The organism is Microbacterium sp. MMO-113 (assembly GCF_037148555.1).
In the GTDB taxonomy this organism is placed as follows: Bacteria; Actinomycetota; Actinomycetes; order Actinomycetales; family Microbacteriaceae; genus Microbacterium.
Map to the genome: position 1 here is coordinate 514,696 of NZ_JBBCTD010000003.1, position 17,552 is coordinate 532,247.

Sequence of the window (17,552 nt, forward strand, 5' to 3'; positions counted from 1 at the left end):
TTGATATATCCGGAGAACTCCGGAGCACGGGAGGAATCGTGGGCAAGAACTACGTCGACATCGAGAACGACCACGGAGCAACGCTGCGGTACCGCAAGCACGCCAACGGTCGCGGTCTCGTCGCGCATGGCGCCAAGGTGCATCCGAAGGCGCACATCGAGGCGGGAGCCTACATCGAACCGGGAGCACGCGTCGGGGCGGGGGCCGTCATCGCCCGCGGTGCGTGGGTGGACGAGGATGCCGTGATCGGCGAGGGCGCGTACATCGACGCCCACGCGCACGTCGGGCAGGGCGCAGCGATCGGCGATCACGCGCACGTCGGCGTCCGCACCGACATCGGCGCCGGGGCCCGCATCGTGCGGGGCGCCCGCATCGGCGACGACGAGACGGTCGCGGCGGGACTCACCGTCGCCACCGATCAGAAGGGCCTCTGGCTGGCGGCCTGACCGCCCTCAGAGCAGGCGCCGCTCCGACGCCCAGGCGGTGAGCTCGTGGCGGGAGGAGAGCTGCAGCTTGCGCAGCACTGACGACACGTGCGTCTCGACGGTCTTGATCGAGATGAAGAGGGCTGCGGCGACCTCTTTGTACGCGTAGCCGCGGGCGATCAGCCGCATCACCTCCTGCTCGCGCGAGGAGAGGCGGTCGAGTTCGTCCGTCGCGGTGGCGGTCTCGCCGGCGACGGCGCCGAACGCGTCGAGCACGAATCCCGCGAGCCGCGGCGAGAACACCGCGACCAGGCGAGCGGCCTCATCGTCGTGACCCTGCAGGAGCCCGAGGAGGGCCAGGAATGAGCACCGAGAGCATCACCGCACCCCGGGTGCGCTGGGCAGCCGTCATCTGGGGCACGACCTTCGCCGCGGTCGCCGCAGGGGCGCTGTGGTTCCTCGCCGACGCGGATCGCCGCGCCGCGCTGGCCGACGGCGTGGGGACGATGACTCCCGCCACCCTGCTCACGATCGTGCTCCTCGCCGCGGGGGCCCTGTTCCTCGTGGGCGGTGTCGCCGGACTGGTCCGGCGGACCCAGCGGAGCTCCCCCACCGAGGACTCGGAAGACGCCGAGTAGCCTGGATCCCATGGCGCACCAGGGACGACGGCCCGCGAAGGGCTCCGGCAAGGGCTCACCCGCCCACCGGGGCCGTGCCGCGGGCGGCGGCTCACGCCAGGGGAAGCCGGCTCCGCGTCGCACACCCCGCGCCGAGAAGGTCGTGTTCGACGCTCCGACTGCCGCACCCGAGGAGCCGCGGACGTTCCGCCTCGGCGCCGTGCCCGGAGCGACCCCGGGCAAGTGGATCGACACGTGGAAGCGGCGCCTGCCCCAGGTGGCCCTCGAACTCGTGCCGATCGAGGTCGCCGGGCAGCGAGAGGCGCTCGACGATCTCGACGCCGCCCTCGTGCGGCTGCCGCTCACCGACGACGCCCTGCACGTCATCCCGCTGTACGACGAGGTCCCGGTAGTGATCACGTCGACTGACTCCCACCTGCTCGCCGCCGATGAGCTGACGGCGGCCGACCTCGACGGCGAAGTGGTGCTCCCGCTGTCCGACGATGTGCTCGGACCGCTGGCTCTGCCCGGCACCGCCCCCGCCCGCGTCGGACAGCTGTCCACGGCGGATGCGATCGCCACCGCGGCGACCGGGGTGGGCGTGGTCATCGTGCCCATGTCGCTCGCCCGTCTGCACCACCGGAAGGACGCCGACTACCGGGTCCTCGCCGACGGCCCGGTCTCGACCGTGGCCCTCGCCTGGCCGCGCGACCGGACCACGCCCGACGTCGAGACGTTCATCGGGATCGTCCGAGGACGCACCGCGAACTCCTCCCGCTGAGCCGTCGGGCCGGGACGCTCCCCCTCGTTAGAATCGCCTGATGGCCTCGCTTCTCTACGTCTGCGTGCGACCCGAGACCGGGGCGGCGGACGCCGAGCACGCCTCGTTCCGGCGGGCGCTCGGAGTCGACGTGGTCGATCGTCTCGACCTGCTGCACGAGCCGCTGGCCGAAGCCCACCTCGACCGCTACCGCGGCGTCGTCGTCGGCGGTTCTCCCTTCAACGTCACCGATGTCGACAAGACCCCGGTGCAGCGGCGGGTGGAGGCCGATCTGGAGACGCTCGCCCGCGCCGCACGGGAACAGCGGATCGCCGCGTTCTTCACCTGCTTCAGCATCGGGGTGCTCACCCGGCTCCTCGGCGGCGAGGTCGTGACGACCATGCCGGAGCCGGCGAGCGCGACGGTCATCGACACGACAACGGAGGGCGCCGTCGATCCTGTGTTCGGCCCATCCGGTCCGGCACTCACCGTGTTCACTGCGCACAAGGAGAGTGCCGCGGCGACCCCGCCCGGGGCCGTGCTGCTCGCCACCAACGCGACCTGCCCCGTGCAGGCCTACCGGGTGGGCACCCACCTGTACGCCGCGCAGTTCCATCCCGAGCCGACGCCGCGCGACTTCGCCGATCGGATGACGTTCTATCGCACGACGGGATACTTCGATCCGGCGCAGTTCGACGCGGTGCAGCAGGAGGTCCTCGCGGCCTCGGTCACCGAGGGTGCCGCCCTGCTCCGCCGCTTCGCCGAGCTGTTCGGCTGAGCGACACCCGGCGCGTGGAGGTGGCGTCGACGGCAGAATGCAGGGATGAAGTCTGTATGGATCGTGTTCGACGACGAGGATGACGCTGGCATCTACGGCGTCTTCGACAACCGCGAAGACGCGGATACCTATGCCGATGAGGTCAGTCACATGTCCTCGAATGGCATGAAGATTGCGGATTTTCCGGTGCCATGGCGCCTGACGGACAGGGCCACTCGCATAGAGATCTGACACCTTGCGGTGGGTCGGAGCGCATGTGCTCGCTCTTACAGACGAGGCGACGGTCGACGCCGAGATGTTCGGCGGAGATCAGGCCGGGGCATCGCCGCGGAGCAGCGGGATGCGCTCGCGCAGGTAGGCGTCCAGCGGCATGAACCCGCCCGCCTGACTCCAGCGCACCGACGGCACGCCGTCGATGAGCGCGAGCGGACCGGAGGATCCTCCCGCGTCCACCGCGTCGACGTCGATCACGCTCCAGCCGACGTGCACGACATCCCCCTCGTGGAAGCCGCCGCGGAGGGCCAGCGCGCGACGCTCGGCCCGTGCCCGCGCGGACTCGGCGGTGTATCCCCGACGCCCCGGGTCCGCCGCGCGGAGCACCTCCGCCGTCGCCAGCGCATGTGTGTCCGTGAGCAGGAGAACGCCGATGTGCCAGGCCTCGCCGACACGGACGATCCGAGGCCCGCGCCAGCGCGAGTCCCTCTCCTCGCCGAGGCCCTCGCGGGGTGCGCCGGCGAGCTCCTGCACGGCCTGGGTCAATAGGGCGGAGGCGGTGGTCACAGCTCCCCCAGGGTGGTCTGGTCGGCGAGGCGCGGGCCGGCGACCTGCGCCCGATCGCCACGCAGCGTCATCCCGATCAGCGGGTACAGGAGCACCGACAGCATGCCCGCCCCGACCAGCGCGGCCGCGGTCCCGGAATCGAGCATGTCCTGATCCACGCCGATCGCGGTGACCGCGACGATGATCGGCAGCCCGGTGGCCGCGAGCAGGCCGAGCGCGGCGCGGTCACGTCCGCTCGCGCCCGCCGGGGCGGAGAGCTGGGCAGCCGACCCGCGGATCACCAGGAGCGCCAGCAGGAACACCGGCACCAGCGACATCGCCGAGGGAGACGTCAGCAGCGCCTGCAGGTCGAAGGTCACCCCCGTGTAGAGGAAGAACACCGGCACGAGGAAGCCGAACGCGAGCCCCTCGATCTTGCTCTCGACCTCCGCCGCATCCTTCTCGGGCGCCCGCGCCATGATGATGCGCCAGATGGCCCCCGCGACGAAGGCGCCGAGGAGCATGTCCAGGTCGAGCATCACGCTGAGGCCGACGAGGGCCGCGATGAGGAGGATCACGAAACGCACCCCGAACTGGTCGGAGGTGTGGAGGGTCGCGCGCACGATGCCGTGCAGGCGCCCGTGCGGCACCCGGTGCGCGACGACGACGGCGAGGCCCGCCAGCACGACGAAGGTCAGCAGCACCGCAGTAGCCAGCGGTGTCGTCCGGGTGCTGAGGAAGATCGAGATCGCGATCAGCGGCAGGAACTCCCCTACGGCGCCGATGGTGCTGATGGCACGGCCGAACGGGGTGTCCAGCTCCTTCGCATCGCGCAGGATCGGCATCAGCGTGCCGAGAGCGGTCGAGCTCAACGCGATCCCGATGACGACCATCCCCTCGCCCGGGGCGAAGAAGAAACCGAGCCCGATGCCCAGCAGCACGCTGAGCAGCCAGCCCAGCGACGCCCGGGCCAGGGGCTTGCCGGCCACCTGGCGGAAGTCGATCTCGGAGCCGGCGACGAAGAACAGCACGGCCAGGCCGAAGTCGCTGAGCTTCTCCAAAAGGGGCCCTGGCTCCACCCAGCCGAACACGGCGGGACCGACGAGGATCCCGAGGACGAGCTCGAACACGACGATCGGCACCCGGACGAGCGGACGGACGCCGCGTGCGAGAAGCGGTGCGGCCACCGCCAGCAGCGGGATCAGCACCAGTCCGACGTCGCTCGCATTCACGGTCTCAGGGTAGCGACGCCGTGGGCGATTCGCTCCCCACCCGCGCGGCACGGCAGAATCGATGCACACCCCGAGGAGCAGCCATGACCCAGCCCGATACCGCCCGCCTGCTGATCGCCTGCGACGACCAGCCCGGCATCGTCGCCGCGGTCGCCGGCGTGCTCGCCCAGCACGGGGCCAACATCATCTCGCTCGACCAGCACTCGACCGACTCCGAGGGCGGGCGGTTCTTCCAGCGGACGGTCCTCCACCTCGACGGGCTGGCCGCCGCGCGCCCCGCGCTGGAGGCCGACATCGCGACGGTCGCCGAGCGCTTCGGCATGGAGTGGTCGCTGCACGACGTGGCCCGCCGCAAGCGCGTGGCGATCTTCGTGTCGAAGTACGACCACTGCCTCATGGAGCTGCTGTGGCGCACGCAGCGCGGTCAGCTCGACATCGACATCACCATGGTCGTCTCGAACCACCCCGACCTCGCCGAGGCCGTCCGCTCCTTCGGAGTGCCGTTCGTGCACATCCCCTCGACGGACAAGCAGGCGATGGAGGAGCGTCAGCTCGACCTCCTCCGCGGCAACGTCGACCTCGTCGTGCTCGCCCGCTACATGCAGATCCTCAGCGACGACTTCATCACGCGCCTCGAAGCCCCGGTCATCAACATCCACCACTCGTTCCTGCCCGCGTTCATCGGCGCGAACCCCTACGCCAGGGCGAAGGAGCGCGGCGTGAAGCTGATCGGGGCCACGGCGCACTACGCCACGGCCGACCTCGATGAGGGGCCGATCATCGAGCAGGACGTCACGCGGGTCACGCACTCCGAGTCCGCGGCCGAACTGCAGAGCCGGGGCGCCGACGTCGAGCGTCTGGTGCTGGCACGGGCCGTGCAGTGGCACGCCGAGGACCGGGTGATCGTGCACGGCCGCTCGACCGTCATCCTGTAGCGCCCGACCGCTCAGCGGTCGAGGATGTCCACGGCGAGCCCGTGCGACGCGGCGGCGAGGCGCCTGTCGTTCGTCCACAGCTCCGTGCACCCCGACAGCTGGGCGGCGGCGAGGTGCAGCGCGTCCGGGGTCTTCAGGCCGAAGTCGGCCCGGAGCTCGGCCGATCGGACGAACGCGGCCGTATCGAGCGCGACGATCTCCATCCGCTCGAAGAGAGCCAGGTACCGGTCACGGAGCTCCGGATTGCGCTCGCGGGCGGGGAGCACGAGGCATTCGTGGAGCGCCAGCGGACTCGACGCCACCTCGTCATCGACGTCGCGGAGCGCGTGCCGCACGGCATCCCCCCTCGGACCGCGGTCCTCGATGGCGTAGCTGAGGATGCACGAGTCGAGATAGATCATTCCCAGGCGTCCCGGTTCTCGGCGACCTGCGCGTCCAGCTCCTCGGCGGTCCGTGCGAGCCGCGGCGGAAGCGGATGCTGTTCGATCCACTCGACGAGGAGGCGGCCGCTCCGCACCACGTCGACCGGCCCGATGGGCACCAGACGGGCGACCGGAGTGCCCCGCTTCGTGATGACCACGTCCTCACCCGCCTGGGACTCCGCGATCAGGCGCGAGAGGTTGTTGCGCGCTTCCAAGACGTTCTGCGTGGACATGATGCCATTCTAGCCAGGAACCTGGCGTTCTTCACCGGCCGGGGACTCCGGCTGCCAGCTCCGCGAAGACCTCGGCAGCGGTGGTCCCCCGGGCGAGAGGGGCGGCCTGCCCCATCCACAGCGACTGCAGCTCGCCGAGGTTCTGCTCTCCTGCCGCCGCGCGGAAGCGTCCGGTGAGCCAGTTCTGCATCGGGAACGGGGCGATCGTGCCGCTCGCCTCGATCGCCCGCACGGCGCGGTTGCGGGCTCCGCGGGCGAGGCGTCCGCTCATCGCCCTGGTCAGCACGGTCTCGTCGGCGGCGGTGCTCCGGATGGCGTCGCGGTGCGCGGTCGTCGCGGCGGACTCGGCGGTCGCGAGGAACGCCGTCCCCACCTGCACGCCGGAGGCACCGAGGGCGAAGGCCGCAGCGACCCCGCGGCGGTCCGCGATCCCGCCGGCGGCGATGACCGGCACGTCGACGGCGTCCACGACCTGCGGCACGAGCGCGACGGTGCCCACGAGCGACTCGGCAGCGGGGCGGAGGAACGACACCCGGTGCCCGGCCGCCTCGGCTCCCGAGGCGACGACCGCATCGGCTCCGGCGTCGGCGAGCGCGACGGCTTCCGCGACGGTGGTCGCGGTGCCCACGACGCGGATGCCGCGGTCGCGGGCTTCGGCGACGAGAGCTGCGGACGGCACCCCGAACACCACGCTCAGCACGGCCGGAGCGACCTCCCAGATCGCGTCGAGCTGCTCGTCGAGCTCGGGGACGTAGCGCTCGGGCCGGGCCGGCACCGGAACCCCGACGGCCTCGTAGAACGGCTCCAACGCCTGGGCGAAGACCGCGTGCTGCGGGTTCGGCGCGACCTCGTCCCCCAGCGGCAGCCAGATGTTCAGGGCGAAGGGCCGGTCCGTGGCTCGGCGCAGCTCAGCCCCGACGGAGCGGATCCGGTCGCCGTCGTAGCCGTACAGCCCGTACGATCCCAGCCCACCGGCGGCACTGACCGCCGCCGTCAGCTCCACGGATGAGCTCCCCCCGAACGGCCCCAGCACGATCGGCTGCTCGACTCCTAGAAGTTCTGTCGCCATACCCCGACCGTACGCCCTTCGAATCGCCTGAATGGCTCCATCGGCGGCCCGGATACAGCAATTCAGGCGATTCGAACGGGGTAAGCTCGCGGCATGAGCGAGTGGTTCGGGCAGATGCTCGGCTTCGTCGCGGCCGCGATCGGCCTCGTGACGATGCCGGATGCCGCCGCGCTCGGCCTCGCCATCGCGATGCTCGCCGTCACGGTCCTCACGCTCGCGCTCGCGCTGAGCGTGCGCCACCAGACCTCCGCCGATGCCCCGCACCCGCTGCGGGCGATCGATGTCGGAACGCTCCTCCCGCAGAGCGATCCGGATGCCGCAGGACACCCTCGTCCGCGAGCGCCGGGAGTCGCGACCGCCGCGTAGTCCGTCCGACCGGGACCGCGCGGCCTTCGCCGACCCTTCCCGACCTCATCGAACGGACCGTCCCGTGGACATCTTCGCCTTCCCTCCCCTCGCCGCGCTCCTGGACGCCGCCTACGGTGCCCTGAACGGCCTCTCCACCCTTCTCGAACCCCTCGCCGGCCCCTCCGCCGCCGCCCTCGCCGTGGTCCTCGTGACCCTCCTCGTGCGCGCCCTCCTCATCCCCGTCGGCATCTCGCAGGCCCGGGCCGAGCAGACCAGGGCCCGCCTCGCCCCGAAGCTGCGCGCGCTGCAGCAGCGCCACCGGAAGAACCCGGAGCGCCTGCAGCAGGAGATGATGGCGCTCTACCGCGCCGAGAACACCTCGCCCTTCGCCGGGATGCTGCCCGTGCTGGCGCAGGCACCGGTCGTCGGCCTGCTCTACACGCTGTTCCTGCGACCGGAGATCGCCGGGCACCCGAACGAGCTGCTCACCCACGACCTCTTCGGCGCCCCGCTCGGCACGAGCCTGGTGTCTGCCCTGTTCGGCGGCACCGCGACCCCGGCGACGTTCGCGGTCTTCGGCGTGCTGCTGGCCGTGATGATCGCCGTCGCCGAGGTCACCCGGCGGGTGTTCCGACCGGCGCCCGTCGAGGGCGACGACTCCCCGCTCAGCTCCCCCGGCGTGCTCCGGATGATGGCGGCGCTGCACTACCTCACCGCGGTCTTCGCGGCCTTCGTCCCCCTGGCCGCCGCGCTCTACCTCACGGTCACGGTGGTGTGGACCCTCGTGCAGCGAGTGATCCTTCGCCGCCGTTACCCGCTGCCGCAGCCGGTGGCCGTCCGGGCGTGAGAGCCACCCGATCGGAGGGGCGTCAGTCGGGAAGCGGGATCGGCGCGGTGAACGGCCCCGCGGGGCCGTCGCCCCTCCGATCGCGGCGCACGCCCAGCGTCGTGCCCACGCTCGCGGCGATCACGAGCGCCACCGCGAGCAGCCGCAGCGGCGTGGCATCCTGTCCGAGGATGAGCCACCCGGCGAGGGTCGCGAACGCGGGCTCCAGGCTCAGCAGCACGCCGAACACCCGCTGCGGGAGCCGTCGGAGCGCCGCGAGCTCGAAGCTGTACGGGATCACGGACGACAGCACCGCGGTGACCGCGGCGAGCACGAGGAGCTGCGGGTCCAGCGCCACCGTCGCCGCCGCGGGCACGCCCACGGGGATGAGGAGCACGGCCGCGACGACGAGTCCCATCGCGAGCCCGCTGCTGCCGGGGATGAGGGCGCCGACACGCGCGCTCATCCGGATGTACATGACCCAGAATCCGGCTGCGATGAGGATGAAGACGACGCCGAGCGGGTCGAGGGGTTCGGCGCCGACGAGGCCGTCGACCCCGAGCAGCGCCATGCCCAGCAGGGCCACGCCCACCCAGACCGCGTCGGCGAGACGGCGGGTCAGCACGGCGGCGAGCACGAGCGGACCGAGGAACTCGATGGCCACCGCCGGCCCCAGGGGGATGCGGTCGATGGCCGCGTAGAAGAACCCGTTCATCGCGGCCAGGGACACCCCGAACAGCACGGCGGCGAGCCACTGCGACCGGGTCCAGGCACGGGGCCGTGGGCGCACGATGACGACCAGCAGCAGCGCGGCGATCGCGACGCGGAGCGACGTCACGCCCCACGGTCCGAGGACGGGGAAGAGCTGCGCGGCCACGGCGGCGCCGAACGGCAGCGAGAGGCAGGATCCGATGACGAGCGCGACGCCCACGAGGGGTCCGGAAGCCGCGGGTCTCTGCACCAGACAAGCTTAGGCGGCGGGGCCCTGCCTCCCCGCCGCCTGCGTCGTCCTCGCGCGGATCAGAGCGGCTTGCCACCCGTTACCGCGAGCACCGCGCCGGATACGTACGACGACTCCGCCGAGGCGAGGTACACGTACGCGCCGGCGAGTTCTGCGGGCTGCCCCGCGCGTCCGAGCGGGGTGTCCTGACCGAACGTCTCCAGGCGCTCCGGCCCCCATCCGGTCGCGGGGATCAGCGGCGTCCAGATCGGCCCCGGCGCGACGGCGTTGACGCGCACGCCGCGCGGTCCGGCCTCCTCCGCGAGCGCCTTGACGAACGCGACCTGCGCCGCCTTCGTCATGGCGTAGTCGATGAGCCCCGGTGACGGCTGCGCCGACTGCACCGACGAGGTCACGATGATGCTGGATCCGGGCTCGAGGTCGGGGAAGGCGGCACGGGCCGAGAACACGAGGCCGGCGAGGTTCGTATCGAACACGCGGCGCATCTTCTCGGTGTCGAGGTTCTCGAAGCCGTCGATGTCGTGCTGATAGGCCGCGTTGAGGACGAGCACGTCGAGTCCGCCGAGCTCGCGGCGCGCGCGGTGCACGGCGTCGGTCGCGAAGGCCTCCTCGCGGACGTCGCCGGGGATGCTGACGCCGGTGCGACCGGCTTCGCGGACGAGCGCGAGCGTCTCCTCCGCGTCCGCCTGCTCCTCGGGCATGTGCACGATGGCCACGTCGGCTCCCTCACGGGCGAACGCGATGGCGACGGCGCGGCCGATGCCGGAATCACCACCGGTGATGAGAGCGCGCCGCCCCTCGAGCCGCCCGTGGCCGACGTAGGACTGCTCGCCGTGGTCCGGCTCCGGGGTGGTCTTCTCGGTCAAGCCCGGCTGGTCCTGGCTCTGCGCCGGGAAGCCGTCCTCGTGGTGGGCGTGTCGGGGGTCGGTAAGGCCGCCGTCGCGGGTGGTGTCGGTCATGTCCGCTCCTCCTGTCATGGGGCTGTCGATCAGGTCGTGATCGAGCCTCGTGGCTCCGGAGGAGGGACGGCAGGGGGTTGACAGCCCGGGGCGGTCTCCGCGACAGCAGGTGTCAGCCGGCGGAGGGGACGTCGCCGTGCGGGGGCTCGGCGCCCTCGGCGGGCTCCGGGACGAGGTAGAGCCCGCTGGGGGAGTTCGCGGTGAAGGCGAGCGCTTCGACCCAGGCCCGGTTGACGGCGGGCTGGCGGCTGCCGAAGTACTTGAAGACGAGCGAGCTGCCCGGCTGGATCCAGACGGTGGTCCGGCCGCCCCCGACGCCGGCGTCCTCGCGCCAGCTGAACGGGAAAGGCTCGCCGCGACGCAGCTTGGCCGTGATGACGAGCTGCAGGTGCGTGAGCGCCCGATCCTCGATCTCGGTCTTCACGCTGCCTTCGTAGATGAACTTGCCCATCGGGTGATGCTCCTCGGTCGGGTGGTCCTCAGCCCGGCAGACACTGCCGGGATCGGCCTATGGGTAGAGGGTAAGCCCTCGGACGGGGCGCACGGCAAATCCGTCTGCAAGGGCGACGCGGCGGCCGAAGTCAAGGCCCTGCGCACGATCCGCGCGGCGATTAGCCTCGAAGCATCGACACCCGAGGAGGGCACCGCCATGACTGACCGCCACATCGACGACCGTCCCGAGGAGGGCTACACGCCCGGCACCACCCACGCCGAGCGCGGCGCCGGCAACCCGCGACTGCGCGTGCGGCGCGACGACGAGCGCACGGAGTTCGCGCTCGATGTGAAGGAGGTCCGCATCGGTTCCGCCGCCGGGAACGAGTTGCGCCTGGCCGACACCGAGCCCGTCCATGCGACGGTCGTGCACGACGACCGCGACGAGTACGTCGTGACCCTGCACGCCGACGGCGAGATGAACTCCAACCCTGACGCCGACGCGACCCACCCCGGCGAGCGCACCGAGACGCTGCGTACCGGATCGCGTTTCACGGTGGGCCCGTGGGAGCTGGTCTTCGCCCGCGAGGAGTTCGCCGACCACGGCCGTCCGTTCGGCGGACGCCAGGGCGGCGAGTACTCCGACCAGCCGCTGCAGGAGGCACGTCCTGGCTACGACGCCGACGACGAGCGGTTCTCGCAGGCCGACGTCAACGACGAGCGGTCTCAGTCGGACTCCCGGGACGACTGATGGTGCGGTGTGCCGACGGGCTTCGACTCCGCTGACCCCCGTCCCGGCGAGCGACTGCGCGAACCAGGACAGCACGAACACCGCCCCCATCACGAGCAGCAGCGAGTTAAATCCCCTGCGACTCGGCGCCGCCGGGTCCGTAGCGTAGGGGAACCGACGAGAGGAGCGCCCCGATGACCGCACCGAACGAGACCCCCGACCTCGAACACCTGGGCGAGCTCGCCCGCAGTCGTGGTCTGCGCGTGAGCGTGGCGGAGTCGCTCACCTCCGGACGCCTCGCGAACACGATCGGTGCGGGCGAGGGAGCCTCGGGCTGGTTCGCCGGCGGCATCGTCGCGTACTTCACGGAAGTCAAGGAGAGGGTGCTGGGACTGACCCCGGGGACCGACCCGACCTCCGCCGCCTGCGCCGAGCAGCTCGCCAGCGGGGCGCGCGAGCTCTTCGACGCCGAAGGGCTGCACCCGGCAGGTCCCCGGCGCACCGGGTCCGACTGAGGGCTCAGCGCCCCGGCACCAGCCCCACCCGCAGCGGGGCGCTCGGCGCCGCGGCGTCCGTGAGGGCGGCGTCGATGTCGAGCAGCGGTCGCACGGTGCCCACGGCTTCGGCGAACGGATATGCGCGCCCGCGACCCGCGAGGAACGACGCCGCCGCCGCGAGGTCGTCGGCGCCGTAGTTGTGCACGCCGGCCACCGTGACGAGCCGGCGGACGAGATCCTCCGCGTCCAGCGGGACCGGTGCGGCCGGGAAGACGCTGCCGACGAGGACGACCGTGCCGCCGACGGCGACGCCGGCGAGGGCCTCCCCCACCGCATGCCCCGATGCCTCGATGACCACGTCCGGGTCGCGGTCGAGCGCGGTGGCCCCGAAACGGGAGGCGAAGGCCCGGCGATCGTCGTCCGGGTCCCGGACCTCGACGACGGCACCCTGCTCGGCCGCGATCGCCGCGGCGCTGACCCCCACCAGTCCCGCGCCGTGGACGCGCACCGCGGCGCCGTCGAGATCGATGTCGCGGGCGGCCCTCGCCACAGCGGCCCACGCGGTCGCCGTCGCGCAGCCGGCCGGAGCCAGCGCCGCGGCGGGCAGCGCCTCCGGCACGCGCACGATCGCGGTACCGGCCCGCAGCTGCACGTGGCTCGCGAACGCCCCGGTCAAGTCGCCGTGGGCGCCGACCCGGTCGTGGCCGTACTTGCCGAGGTCGCGGCACTTCTGCGTGAGGCCCCGCCGACAGCGGTCGCAGGTGCCGCACGACACCGTGACCGACCACACCACGCGGTCGCCGATGCGCAGCGGGGTGCCGTCCACCGCCTCCGCACCGTCGTCGCCCATCGCGATGACCCGCCCGACACTCTCGTGCCCGAGGACGAGAGGGGCGGGCGCGGGCCGCCGCCCCTGCACGGTGTGCACGTCCGATCCGCAGATCGTCGACATCTCCACCGCGACGAGCACGTCGCGGTCCCCGAGTGCGACCCCGGGGACCGCGATCGTCTCGTGCGGGTGGCCCTCGCCGATCCAGACCATCGCGGTGGCGGCGGGGCGCAGCGCGACGTCCCTCCGGTGACCGGGTGGGCGGATGAGCAGCGTTCCCATGACCCGACCCTCAGACGGAGGCGACGGCAGGAAGGAGTTCGCGCTGGGCCAGAGCCCCACGCAGAGCCGTGACGTCGGAGAGCACGGCGTGGGCCCCGGCTCCGCTCAGGGCCGCCCGGTCGTGCGCCCCGGTGAGCACGCCCGCCACGAAGCCGGCACCCGCACGGCGGCCCGACGCGACGTCGCTCACGGTGTCGCCGGCGACGGCGACGGCCTGCACCGCGGATGCTCCCGTGCGCAGAAGGGCGGTGAGGACGAGGTCGGGCGCGGGGCGTCCGCGGCCGGCATCGACCGGGGAGAGCGCGAGGTCGACGAGCCCACCCCATCCGAGGCCGTCGATGATCGTCTGTCGCGTGACCGGTGCGAAGCCGGTGGTCAGGGCGACGGTGAGCCCGGCGTCTTTCAGGCCCTGGATCGCGTCCCCCGCTCCGGGGATCTCCGCGACGCCGTCCTCGGCGACGATCTCGGCGTACGCGGTCTCGAACGCCGCGGTGGCCTGCCGCGCCGCGTTTGCATCGCTGCCCGCGAGATGGAGGAAGACGTCGAACTTGGACTGCCCCATCGTCTCCCTGACGTAGCCCAGGGCGTCTTCCCAGGGCAGCCGCGCAGCGACGCCGGTGCGCTCGGCGGCGCGCTGGAACGCCTGCTCCACCACGCCGTCATCCACGACGGTGGTGCCGGCCATGTCGAGGACGACGAGTTCGATCGGAGTGGTCATGGTGTTCCTTCCAGAGCAGGGGTGCCGCCGAGGGCGGTGGTGAAGTTCAGGTCGGCGAGCCCGAGGCCGCAGGTCATGCCGATGCCGGTGGTCGCGGCGAGCACGAGGGCGCCGTCATCTCCGCGGTCGACGAGGAACTCGCCGGGGGCTTTCGCGTACACGCCCTGCCAGCGCTCGATCACCCGAGGCGCCGTCCCCTCGAAGAGGGCTTCGGCCTCATCGAGGAACGCGGTGAAGGCGGCTTCCGGCTGGAACGGCGAGGGGGCGGCGTCGGTGACGTGCGAGTCGCCGAGGATGAGCGTGCCGTCCGGCATCTGCGTGTACATCTGGTTGAGATCGAGGGCCGCGAGGTCGGGGCGTTCGGCGTGCAGGCGCTCGCGGAGGGTGCGGGCCTCGGGGCTGTCGGCGAACCTCCCGTACCGGATGAGGGACCAGCCGGTCAGCAGGGGCGCGGTCATTGGTCGAGGGAAGGAGACGGCCGCCCGCATCATGTCCAGCGCACAGCGCACCACCCCGTGCCGTTCCGCGATCTCGGGAAGCAGCTGGTCGATGTCATGATTCACGGCTACGACCACCGCCCCGGTGTCGATCGCCCCGCGCGTGGTCTCCACCCGTCCCGCGCCGAGGGCCGTCACGGCGGTGCGGAAGCGGAATTCGACGCCCTGGGCTGTCAGGTAGCGCACGATCGCGGTCGCCGCCGTGCGCGGGTCCGTCTGCAGGTCGGCCTCGATGAGGGCACCACCGACGAGCCCGTCCCGGCGCAGCGGCGCACGGCGGAGGAGCTCGGCGGCCTCCAGCATCCGGATGCCGCCGTCCTGCGCCGCCGCGGAGAGCACGGCGAGCTCGTCCTCGTGGCGCGCGGCCACGAGGGTGCCCGACTCGCGGAGCCAGAACCCCGCGTCGCGGGCGAGCTGCAGCCAGAGCTCACGGGACGCATCCGCGTACCGCCGTGCCTCTCCGCCCTGCGCGCCGATGCAGAGGTGGCCGAAGTTGCGGATCGTGGCGCCGGTCGGGGCGGCGCTGCGCTCGACGACGACGACCCGGAGCCCGCGGCGCACGGCGGCGAAGGCGGCGCCGAGACCGACGATGCCGGCCCCCACCACGACGAGGTCGGGATTCTGCTTCGCCCCGGTCATCGGAACACCTTCCTCATCCACATCGCGAGCCCCTCGACCGCGAGCACGGTGACGAGGATCATCAGGACGATCGCGGTGACGGTCTCGTAGCGCGAACCCTGGCTGGCGTTCAGCAGGTAGTAGCCGACCCCGCCGCCGCCGACGATGCCGAGGATCGTGGCCGCGCGGATGTTGGTGTCGAGCATGTAGAAGCTGTGCCCGATGAGGGCTCGGGTGCCCTGTGTCAGCGTGGCCGACGTGTACGTCTGCATCCGGGTGGCGCCCACCGCCCGCAGCGCGCGCTCAGGCCCGCGGTCGACCTCCTCGAAGGAGTCGGCGATGAGCTTGCCGAGCAGCCCGATCCCGCCGATCGCGAGCGCGATGACGCCGGCCTGCGCGCCGAGACCCGTGATGACGACGAGGACGATGGCGAGGATCAGCTCGGGGATGCCGCGGATGCCGACGAGCAGCAGACGGGCGGTGCCTCGCCCTGCGGCATGCGGGGCCACGTTGCGCGCGGCGAACGATCCGAGCAGCAGCGAGGGCAGGAGGGTGAGCACGGTGGCGGCGAGCGCGATGGCGACGGTCTCCCGCATGGCCTCCAGCATCGCGACCGTGTCGTAGCTGCCGAACGACGGCGGCCAGAAACGGGCGGCGACGTCGGGCAGCTTCGCCCAGAAGGTGAACAGGTCGGACCAGGTGATCTGGCTCACGACGACGCTGCCGACCACGACGAGGACCGCGACGATCCCGGCGGCGGTGTGGCGCATGCGTTGCGCGGTCCACGGACGACGCACCGCGGTCTCCGGGCTCGCCGCCCACGCCGGGCGGCCGTCGGCGGGCGCCTGCGACAGCCGAGGCAGGCGCGGGTGCACGATGCGGTCCATCCACGACCGGGTGTGCTTCTGCTCGCCGAGCATCGCGCCGCGCACCGTGCTCGAGACGATCTCCATCACGATGCAGAGCACGAAGATCACCAGCGCGATCCCGAGCCCCTTGCCGTAGTTCAGCGCCTTGAACGCATACGACATCTCGAGCCCGAGGCCGGCGACGCCCACGTAGCCGAGCACGACGCTCCCGCGCAGATTGATGTCGTTGCGGTGCAGCACGGTGGCCACCCAGCTCGGCAGCACCTGCGGGAGGATGCCCGCGGTGAACTCCTGGAGCTTCGAGCCACCGGCGGCGCGGATCGCGAGACGCGGCCCTTCGTCGATCTGCTCGATGGCATCCGCGAACATCTTGGAGATCATGCCGATCGAGTGGATGCCGATGGCGAGGATGCCCGGCAGCGTGCCGAGCGAGAACATGAGCACGAACGCCATGGCCAGCACGACGTCCGGCAGGGCGCGGGTGAGGACGCCGAGGAACCGGGCGGCCGCGCGCCACCCGGCGCCCGGGGTGGTGTTGGCGGCGGCGAGGAAGGCGAGGGGCACGGAAAGCACGGCCGCCAGCAGCGTGCCGACGAGCACGAGGCCCACGGTCAGGGCGATGAGCCAGGCGAGGTCGGCCGGCGCCGGGAAGGAGAGTCCGCCGACCCGGGCGAGGAAGTTCTCCGCGTTGCCCCAGCTCTGCACCATCGCGGGGATCGAGATGCCCACATCGCGCACCGCGAGGATCCCGAGCACGACGAGGACGACGAGGGTGAGGCCGGCGGCGATGCGCTCCGCCGAGAGCGTCCGCTTGGGCGCGCGCTCCGCGACGCTCCCCCTTCGCTGGTTCGCTGCGCCGCCTCCGTGGGTCGCTGAGCCTGTCGAAGCGCCCCGCGTCGAGGCTTCCACCGCCGTCATGACGCCGCCACCGTGGTCACGGCATCGACGAGCTCCACCTGCACGGCGCGGATCTCGGCCGTGGTCGTCGCGACGCGGCCGTAGATCTCCATCACCTCGGCCTTGGTGAGTCCGTCCGTCGGAGTGTCCAGGACGACTTCGCCGTGCCGGAGCCCGACGATCCGGTCGGCCCAGCTGATCGCGAGGTCGACCTGGTGCAGGCTGCACACGACGGTGAGTCCTTCGTCGGCGGCGATCTCGCGGATGAGGGCCATCACCTGCTCGCTCGACTCCGGGTCGAGGGAGGCGACGGGCTCGTCGGCCAGGAGGATCGCCGGCTTCTGCATGAGGGCCCTGGCGATGGCCACGCGCTGCTGCTGGCCACCGGACAGGGTGTCGCTGCGCTGGTAGGCGCGGTCGAGGAGGCCGACGCGGTCGAGGTGCTCCAGCGCGGTCAGCTTCGCAGCGCGGGGGTAGCTCCACAGCCCGAGCCGCGGGCCGCGCATCCGCGAGAGCGACCCGGTCAGCACGTTCTCCAGCACGGTCAGCGAGGGCACGAGCTCGAACTGTTGGAAGATGAAGCCCACGCTGCTGCGGAGCTGTCGCAGCGCCCGGCCCTTCATCGAGGGCACGGACGCGCCGAGCACCTCGACGGACCCGGAGCTGGGCAGCTCCAGGCCGTCGAGATGCCGCAGCAGCGTGGACTTGCCGGAACCGGAGAGCCCGAGCAGCACGACGATCTCTCCCCGCGCCACCTCGAGCGTGACGTCCTTGAGGGCGGTGGTGCTGCCGAAGGTCTTCGTGACGCCGGCGAGGCGGATGAGGGTGTCGGATGCCGCGGTCATGGCTTCTCCTGTCG

At 72.0% G+C, this 17,552-nt stretch carries 23 protein-coding genes and 1 pseudogene; 10 read left to right on the forward strand and 14 right to left on the reverse strand.

Features of this window, described 5'->3' with window-relative positions; all coding sequences use genetic code 11:
• The first annotated feature begins 38 nt into the window (after positions 1–38).
• The gene (locus tag WFJ36_RS13205) at positions 39–446 is read left to right on the forward strand and encodes a DapH/DapD/GlmU-related protein (protein WP_071329005.1); all 408 of its coding nucleotides are present in this window, start codon (positions 39–41) and stop codon (positions 444–446) included.
• A gap of 6 nt (positions 447–452) precedes the next feature.
• Here the strand turns inward: WFJ36_RS13205 and WFJ36_RS13210 are convergent.
• A pseudogene (locus WFJ36_RS13210) lies at positions 453–731 on the reverse strand (response regulator transcription factor); the annotation flags it as partial.
• A gap of 56 nt (positions 732–787) precedes the next feature.
• Between WFJ36_RS13210 and WFJ36_RS13215 the strand changes: the two are divergent.
• Genes WFJ36_RS13215 through WFJ36_RS13230 form a run of 4 tightly spaced genes read left to right on the forward strand, consistent with a single transcriptional unit; the run spans position 788 to position 2,811 of the window.
• Positions 788–1,063, forward strand: a complete 276-nt coding sequence (locus tag WFJ36_RS13215) for a hypothetical protein (RefSeq protein WP_071329009.1) — start codon at positions 788–790, stop codon at positions 1,061–1,063.
• Between the two features lie 10 nt (positions 1,064–1,073).
• On the forward strand, positions 1,074–1,823 hold the full coding sequence (locus tag WFJ36_RS13220) for a LysR substrate-binding domain-containing protein (protein ID WP_071329010.1): 750 nt from the start codon (positions 1,074–1,076) through the stop codon (positions 1,821–1,823).
• 40 nt (positions 1,824–1,863) lie between these two features.
• Positions 1,864–2,580 (forward strand): glutamine amidotransferase-related protein, encoded by a 717-nt coding sequence (locus WFJ36_RS13225; protein WP_336643444.1) that lies wholly within the window; start codon positions 1,864–1,866, stop codon positions 2,578–2,580.
• A 45-nt stretch (positions 2,581–2,625) separates the two neighbouring features.
• Positions 2,626–2,811: a hypothetical protein gene (locus tag WFJ36_RS13230; protein WP_062765390.1), complete on the forward strand. Its 186-nt coding sequence runs from the start codon at positions 2,626–2,628 to the stop codon at positions 2,809–2,811.
• Positions 2,812–2,889: 78 nt separating this feature from the next.
• Here WFJ36_RS13230 and WFJ36_RS13235 read toward each other — a convergent pair whose 3' ends face one another.
• Together WFJ36_RS13235 and WFJ36_RS13240 are read right to left on the reverse strand one after the other, a co-directional pair.
• Positions 2,890–3,360, reverse strand: a complete 471-nt coding sequence (locus WFJ36_RS13235; RefSeq protein ID WP_336643445.1) for a glutaminase — start codon at positions 3,358–3,360, stop codon at positions 2,890–2,892.
• Complete coding sequence (locus WFJ36_RS13240) at positions 3,357–4,571, reverse strand: cation:proton antiporter (RefSeq protein ID WP_336643446.1); 1,215 nt, start codon at positions 4,569–4,571, stop codon at positions 3,357–3,359. The genes WFJ36_RS13235 and WFJ36_RS13240 overlap by 4 nt, the downstream gene beginning before the upstream one ends.
• An 83-nt stretch (positions 4,572–4,654) precedes the next feature.
• Between WFJ36_RS13240 and purU the strand changes: the two genes are divergently transcribed.
• Positions 4,655–5,506: a formyltetrahydrofolate deformylase gene (gene purU, locus WFJ36_RS13245; RefSeq protein ID WP_336643447.1), complete on the forward strand. Its 852-nt coding sequence runs from the start codon at positions 4,655–4,657 to the stop codon at positions 5,504–5,506.
• A gap of 11 nt (positions 5,507–5,517) precedes the next feature.
• Here purU and WFJ36_RS13250 read toward each other — a convergent pair whose 3' ends face one another.
• From WFJ36_RS13250 to WFJ36_RS13260, 3 genes are read right to left on the reverse strand one after another with little or no spacing between them, the layout of a single operon-like run.
• Positions 5,518–5,907: a type II toxin-antitoxin system VapC family toxin gene (locus WFJ36_RS13250; RefSeq protein ID WP_292785963.1), complete on the reverse strand. Its 390-nt coding sequence runs from the start codon at positions 5,905–5,907 to the stop codon at positions 5,518–5,520.
• Positions 5,904–6,161 carry a type II toxin-antitoxin system Phd/YefM family antitoxin gene (locus WFJ36_RS13255; RefSeq protein ID WP_025102482.1) on the reverse strand — a complete coding sequence of 86 codons (258 nt, stop codon included), beginning with the start codon at positions 6,159–6,161 and terminating at the stop codon, positions 5,904–5,906. Before WFJ36_RS13255 ends, WFJ36_RS13250 begins: the two co-directional genes overlap by 4 nt.
• Before the next feature lie 31 nt (positions 6,162–6,192).
• Positions 6,193–7,230 (reverse strand): NAD(P)H-dependent flavin oxidoreductase, encoded by a 1,038-nt coding sequence (locus WFJ36_RS13260; protein WP_336643448.1) that lies wholly within the window; start codon positions 7,228–7,230, stop codon positions 6,193–6,195.
• Positions 7,231–7,323: 93 nt separating this feature from the next.
• Between WFJ36_RS13260 and WFJ36_RS13265 the strand changes: the two genes are divergently transcribed.
• Together WFJ36_RS13265 and WFJ36_RS13270 are read left to right on the forward strand one after the other, a co-directional pair.
• Positions 7,324–7,596, forward strand: a complete 273-nt coding sequence (locus WFJ36_RS13265; protein WP_071329019.1) for a DUF6412 domain-containing protein — start codon at positions 7,324–7,326, stop codon at positions 7,594–7,596.
• A 64-nt stretch (positions 7,597–7,660) separates the two neighbouring features.
• Positions 7,661–8,425, forward strand: coding sequence for a YidC/Oxa1 family membrane protein insertase (locus WFJ36_RS13270; RefSeq protein ID WP_071329020.1), 765 nt, complete (start codon positions 7,661–7,663; stop codon positions 8,423–8,425).
• A 22-nt stretch (positions 8,426–8,447) separates the two neighbouring features.
• Here the strand turns inward: WFJ36_RS13270 and WFJ36_RS13275 are convergent, their stop codons facing one another.
• From WFJ36_RS13275 to WFJ36_RS13285, 3 genes are all read right to left on the reverse strand, one after another.
• The gene (locus WFJ36_RS13275; RefSeq protein ID WP_071329021.1) at positions 8,448–9,365 is read right to left on the reverse strand and encodes an EamA family transporter; all 918 of its coding nucleotides are present in this window, start codon (positions 9,363–9,365) and stop codon (positions 8,448–8,450) included.
• A 59-nt stretch (positions 9,366–9,424) separates the two neighbouring features.
• Complete coding sequence (locus WFJ36_RS13280) at positions 9,425–10,324, reverse strand: SDR family oxidoreductase (protein ID WP_025102487.1); 900 nt, start codon at positions 10,322–10,324, stop codon at positions 9,425–9,427.
• 112 nt (positions 10,325–10,436) lie between these two features.
• Complete coding sequence (locus WFJ36_RS13285) at positions 10,437–10,775, reverse strand: DUF7882 family protein (protein WP_071329023.1); 339 nt, start codon at positions 10,773–10,775, stop codon at positions 10,437–10,439.
• 198 nt (positions 10,776–10,973) lie between these two features.
• Between WFJ36_RS13285 and WFJ36_RS13290 the strand changes: the two genes are divergently transcribed.
• On the forward strand, positions 10,974–11,507 hold the full coding sequence (locus tag WFJ36_RS13290; RefSeq protein ID WP_336643449.1) for an FHA domain-containing protein: 534 nt from the start codon (positions 10,974–10,976) through the stop codon (positions 11,505–11,507).
• A gap of 173 nt (positions 11,508–11,680) precedes the next feature.
• Positions 11,681–12,001: a CinA family protein gene (locus tag WFJ36_RS13295; RefSeq protein ID WP_336643450.1), complete on the forward strand. Its 321-nt coding sequence runs from the start codon at positions 11,681–11,683 to the stop codon at positions 11,999–12,001.
• A gap of 4 nt (positions 12,002–12,005) precedes the next feature.
• Here WFJ36_RS13295 and WFJ36_RS13300 read toward each other — a convergent pair whose 3' ends face one another.
• Genes WFJ36_RS13300 through phnC form a run of 5 tightly spaced genes read right to left on the reverse strand, consistent with a single transcriptional unit; the run spans position 12,006 to position 17,538 of the window.
• Positions 12,006–13,094 carry an alcohol dehydrogenase catalytic domain-containing protein gene (locus WFJ36_RS13300; RefSeq protein ID WP_292785949.1) on the reverse strand — a complete coding sequence of 363 codons (1,089 nt, stop codon included), beginning with the start codon at positions 13,092–13,094 and terminating at the stop codon, positions 12,006–12,008.
• A gap of 10 nt (positions 13,095–13,104) precedes the next feature.
• Positions 13,105–13,812 (reverse strand): HAD family hydrolase, encoded by a 708-nt coding sequence (locus WFJ36_RS13305; protein WP_336643451.1) that lies wholly within the window; start codon positions 13,810–13,812, stop codon positions 13,105–13,107.
• Positions 13,809–14,948, reverse strand: a complete 1,140-nt coding sequence (locus WFJ36_RS13310) for a TIGR03364 family FAD-dependent oxidoreductase (protein ID WP_336643452.1) — start codon at positions 14,946–14,948, stop codon at positions 13,809–13,811. Before WFJ36_RS13310 ends, WFJ36_RS13305 begins: the two co-directional genes overlap by 4 nt.
• Positions 14,945–16,714 (reverse strand): phosphonate ABC transporter, permease protein PhnE, encoded by a 1,770-nt coding sequence (gene phnE / locus WFJ36_RS13315; protein WP_336643453.1) that lies wholly within the window; start codon positions 16,712–16,714, stop codon positions 14,945–14,947. Before phnE ends, WFJ36_RS13310 begins: the two co-directional genes overlap by 4 nt.
• Complete coding sequence (gene phnC, locus WFJ36_RS13320; protein WP_071329031.1) at positions 16,711–17,538, reverse strand: phosphonate ABC transporter ATP-binding protein; 828 nt, start codon at positions 17,536–17,538, stop codon at positions 16,711–16,713. The genes phnE and phnC overlap by 4 nt, the downstream gene beginning before the upstream one ends.
• Between the last annotated feature and the right edge of the window lie 14 nt (positions 17,539–17,552).

Coding starts and splice junctions, on each gene's coding strand:
- WFJ36_RS13285 (WP_071329023.1), bottom strand. CDS start 10,775: ATGGGCAAGTTCATCTACGAAGGCAGCGTGAAGACCGAGATCGAGGAT.
- WFJ36_RS13230 (WP_062765390.1), top strand. CDS start 2,626: ATGAAGTCTGTATGGATCGTGTTCGACGACGAGGATGACGCTGGCATC.
- WFJ36_RS13280 (WP_025102487.1), bottom strand. CDS start 10,324: ATGACCGACACCACCCGCGACGGCGGCCTTACCGACCCCCGACACGCC.
- WFJ36_RS13220 (WP_071329010.1), top strand. CDS start 1,074: ATGGCGCACCAGGGACGACGGCCCGCGAAGGGCTCCGGCAAGGGCTCA.
- phnE (WP_336643453.1), bottom strand. CDS start 16,714: ATGACGGCGGTGGAAGCCTCGACGCGGGGCGCTTCGACAGGCTCAGCG.
- WFJ36_RS13310 (WP_336643452.1), bottom strand. CDS start 14,948: ATGACCGGGGCGAAGCAGAATCCCGACCTCGTCGTGGTGGGGGCCGGC.
- WFJ36_RS13260 (WP_336643448.1), bottom strand. CDS start 7,230: ATGGCGACAGAACTTCTAGGAGTCGAGCAGCCGATCGTGCTGGGGCCG.
- WFJ36_RS13265 (WP_071329019.1), top strand. CDS start 7,324: ATGAGCGAGTGGTTCGGGCAGATGCTCGGCTTCGTCGCGGCCGCGATC.
- WFJ36_RS13295 (WP_336643450.1), top strand. CDS start 11,681: ATGACCGCACCGAACGAGACCCCCGACCTCGAACACCTGGGCGAGCTC.
- WFJ36_RS13305 (WP_336643451.1), bottom strand. CDS start 13,812: ATGACCACTCCGATCGAACTCGTCGTCCTCGACATGGCCGGCACCACC.
- phnC (WP_071329031.1), bottom strand. CDS start 17,538: ATGACCGCGGCATCCGACACCCTCATCCGCCTCGCCGGCGTCACGAAG.
- purU (WP_336643447.1), top strand. CDS start 4,655: ATGACCCAGCCCGATACCGCCCGCCTGCTGATCGCCTGCGACGACCAG.
- WFJ36_RS13255 (WP_025102482.1), bottom strand. CDS start 6,161: ATGTCCACGCAGAACGTCTTGGAAGCGCGCAACAACCTCTCGCGCCTG.
- WFJ36_RS13300 (WP_292785949.1), bottom strand. CDS start 13,094: ATGGGAACGCTGCTCATCCGCCCACCCGGTCACCGGAGGGACGTCGCG.
- WFJ36_RS13250 (WP_292785963.1), bottom strand. CDS start 5,907: ATGATCTATCTCGACTCGTGCATCCTCAGCTACGCCATCGAGGACCGC.
- WFJ36_RS13290 (WP_336643449.1), top strand. CDS start 10,974: ATGACTGACCGCCACATCGACGACCGTCCCGAGGAGGGCTACACGCCC.
- WFJ36_RS13225 (WP_336643444.1), top strand. CDS start 1,864: ATGGCCTCGCTTCTCTACGTCTGCGTGCGACCCGAGACCGGGGCGGCG.
- WFJ36_RS13215 (WP_071329009.1), top strand. CDS start 788: ATGAGCACCGAGAGCATCACCGCACCCCGGGTGCGCTGGGCAGCCGTC.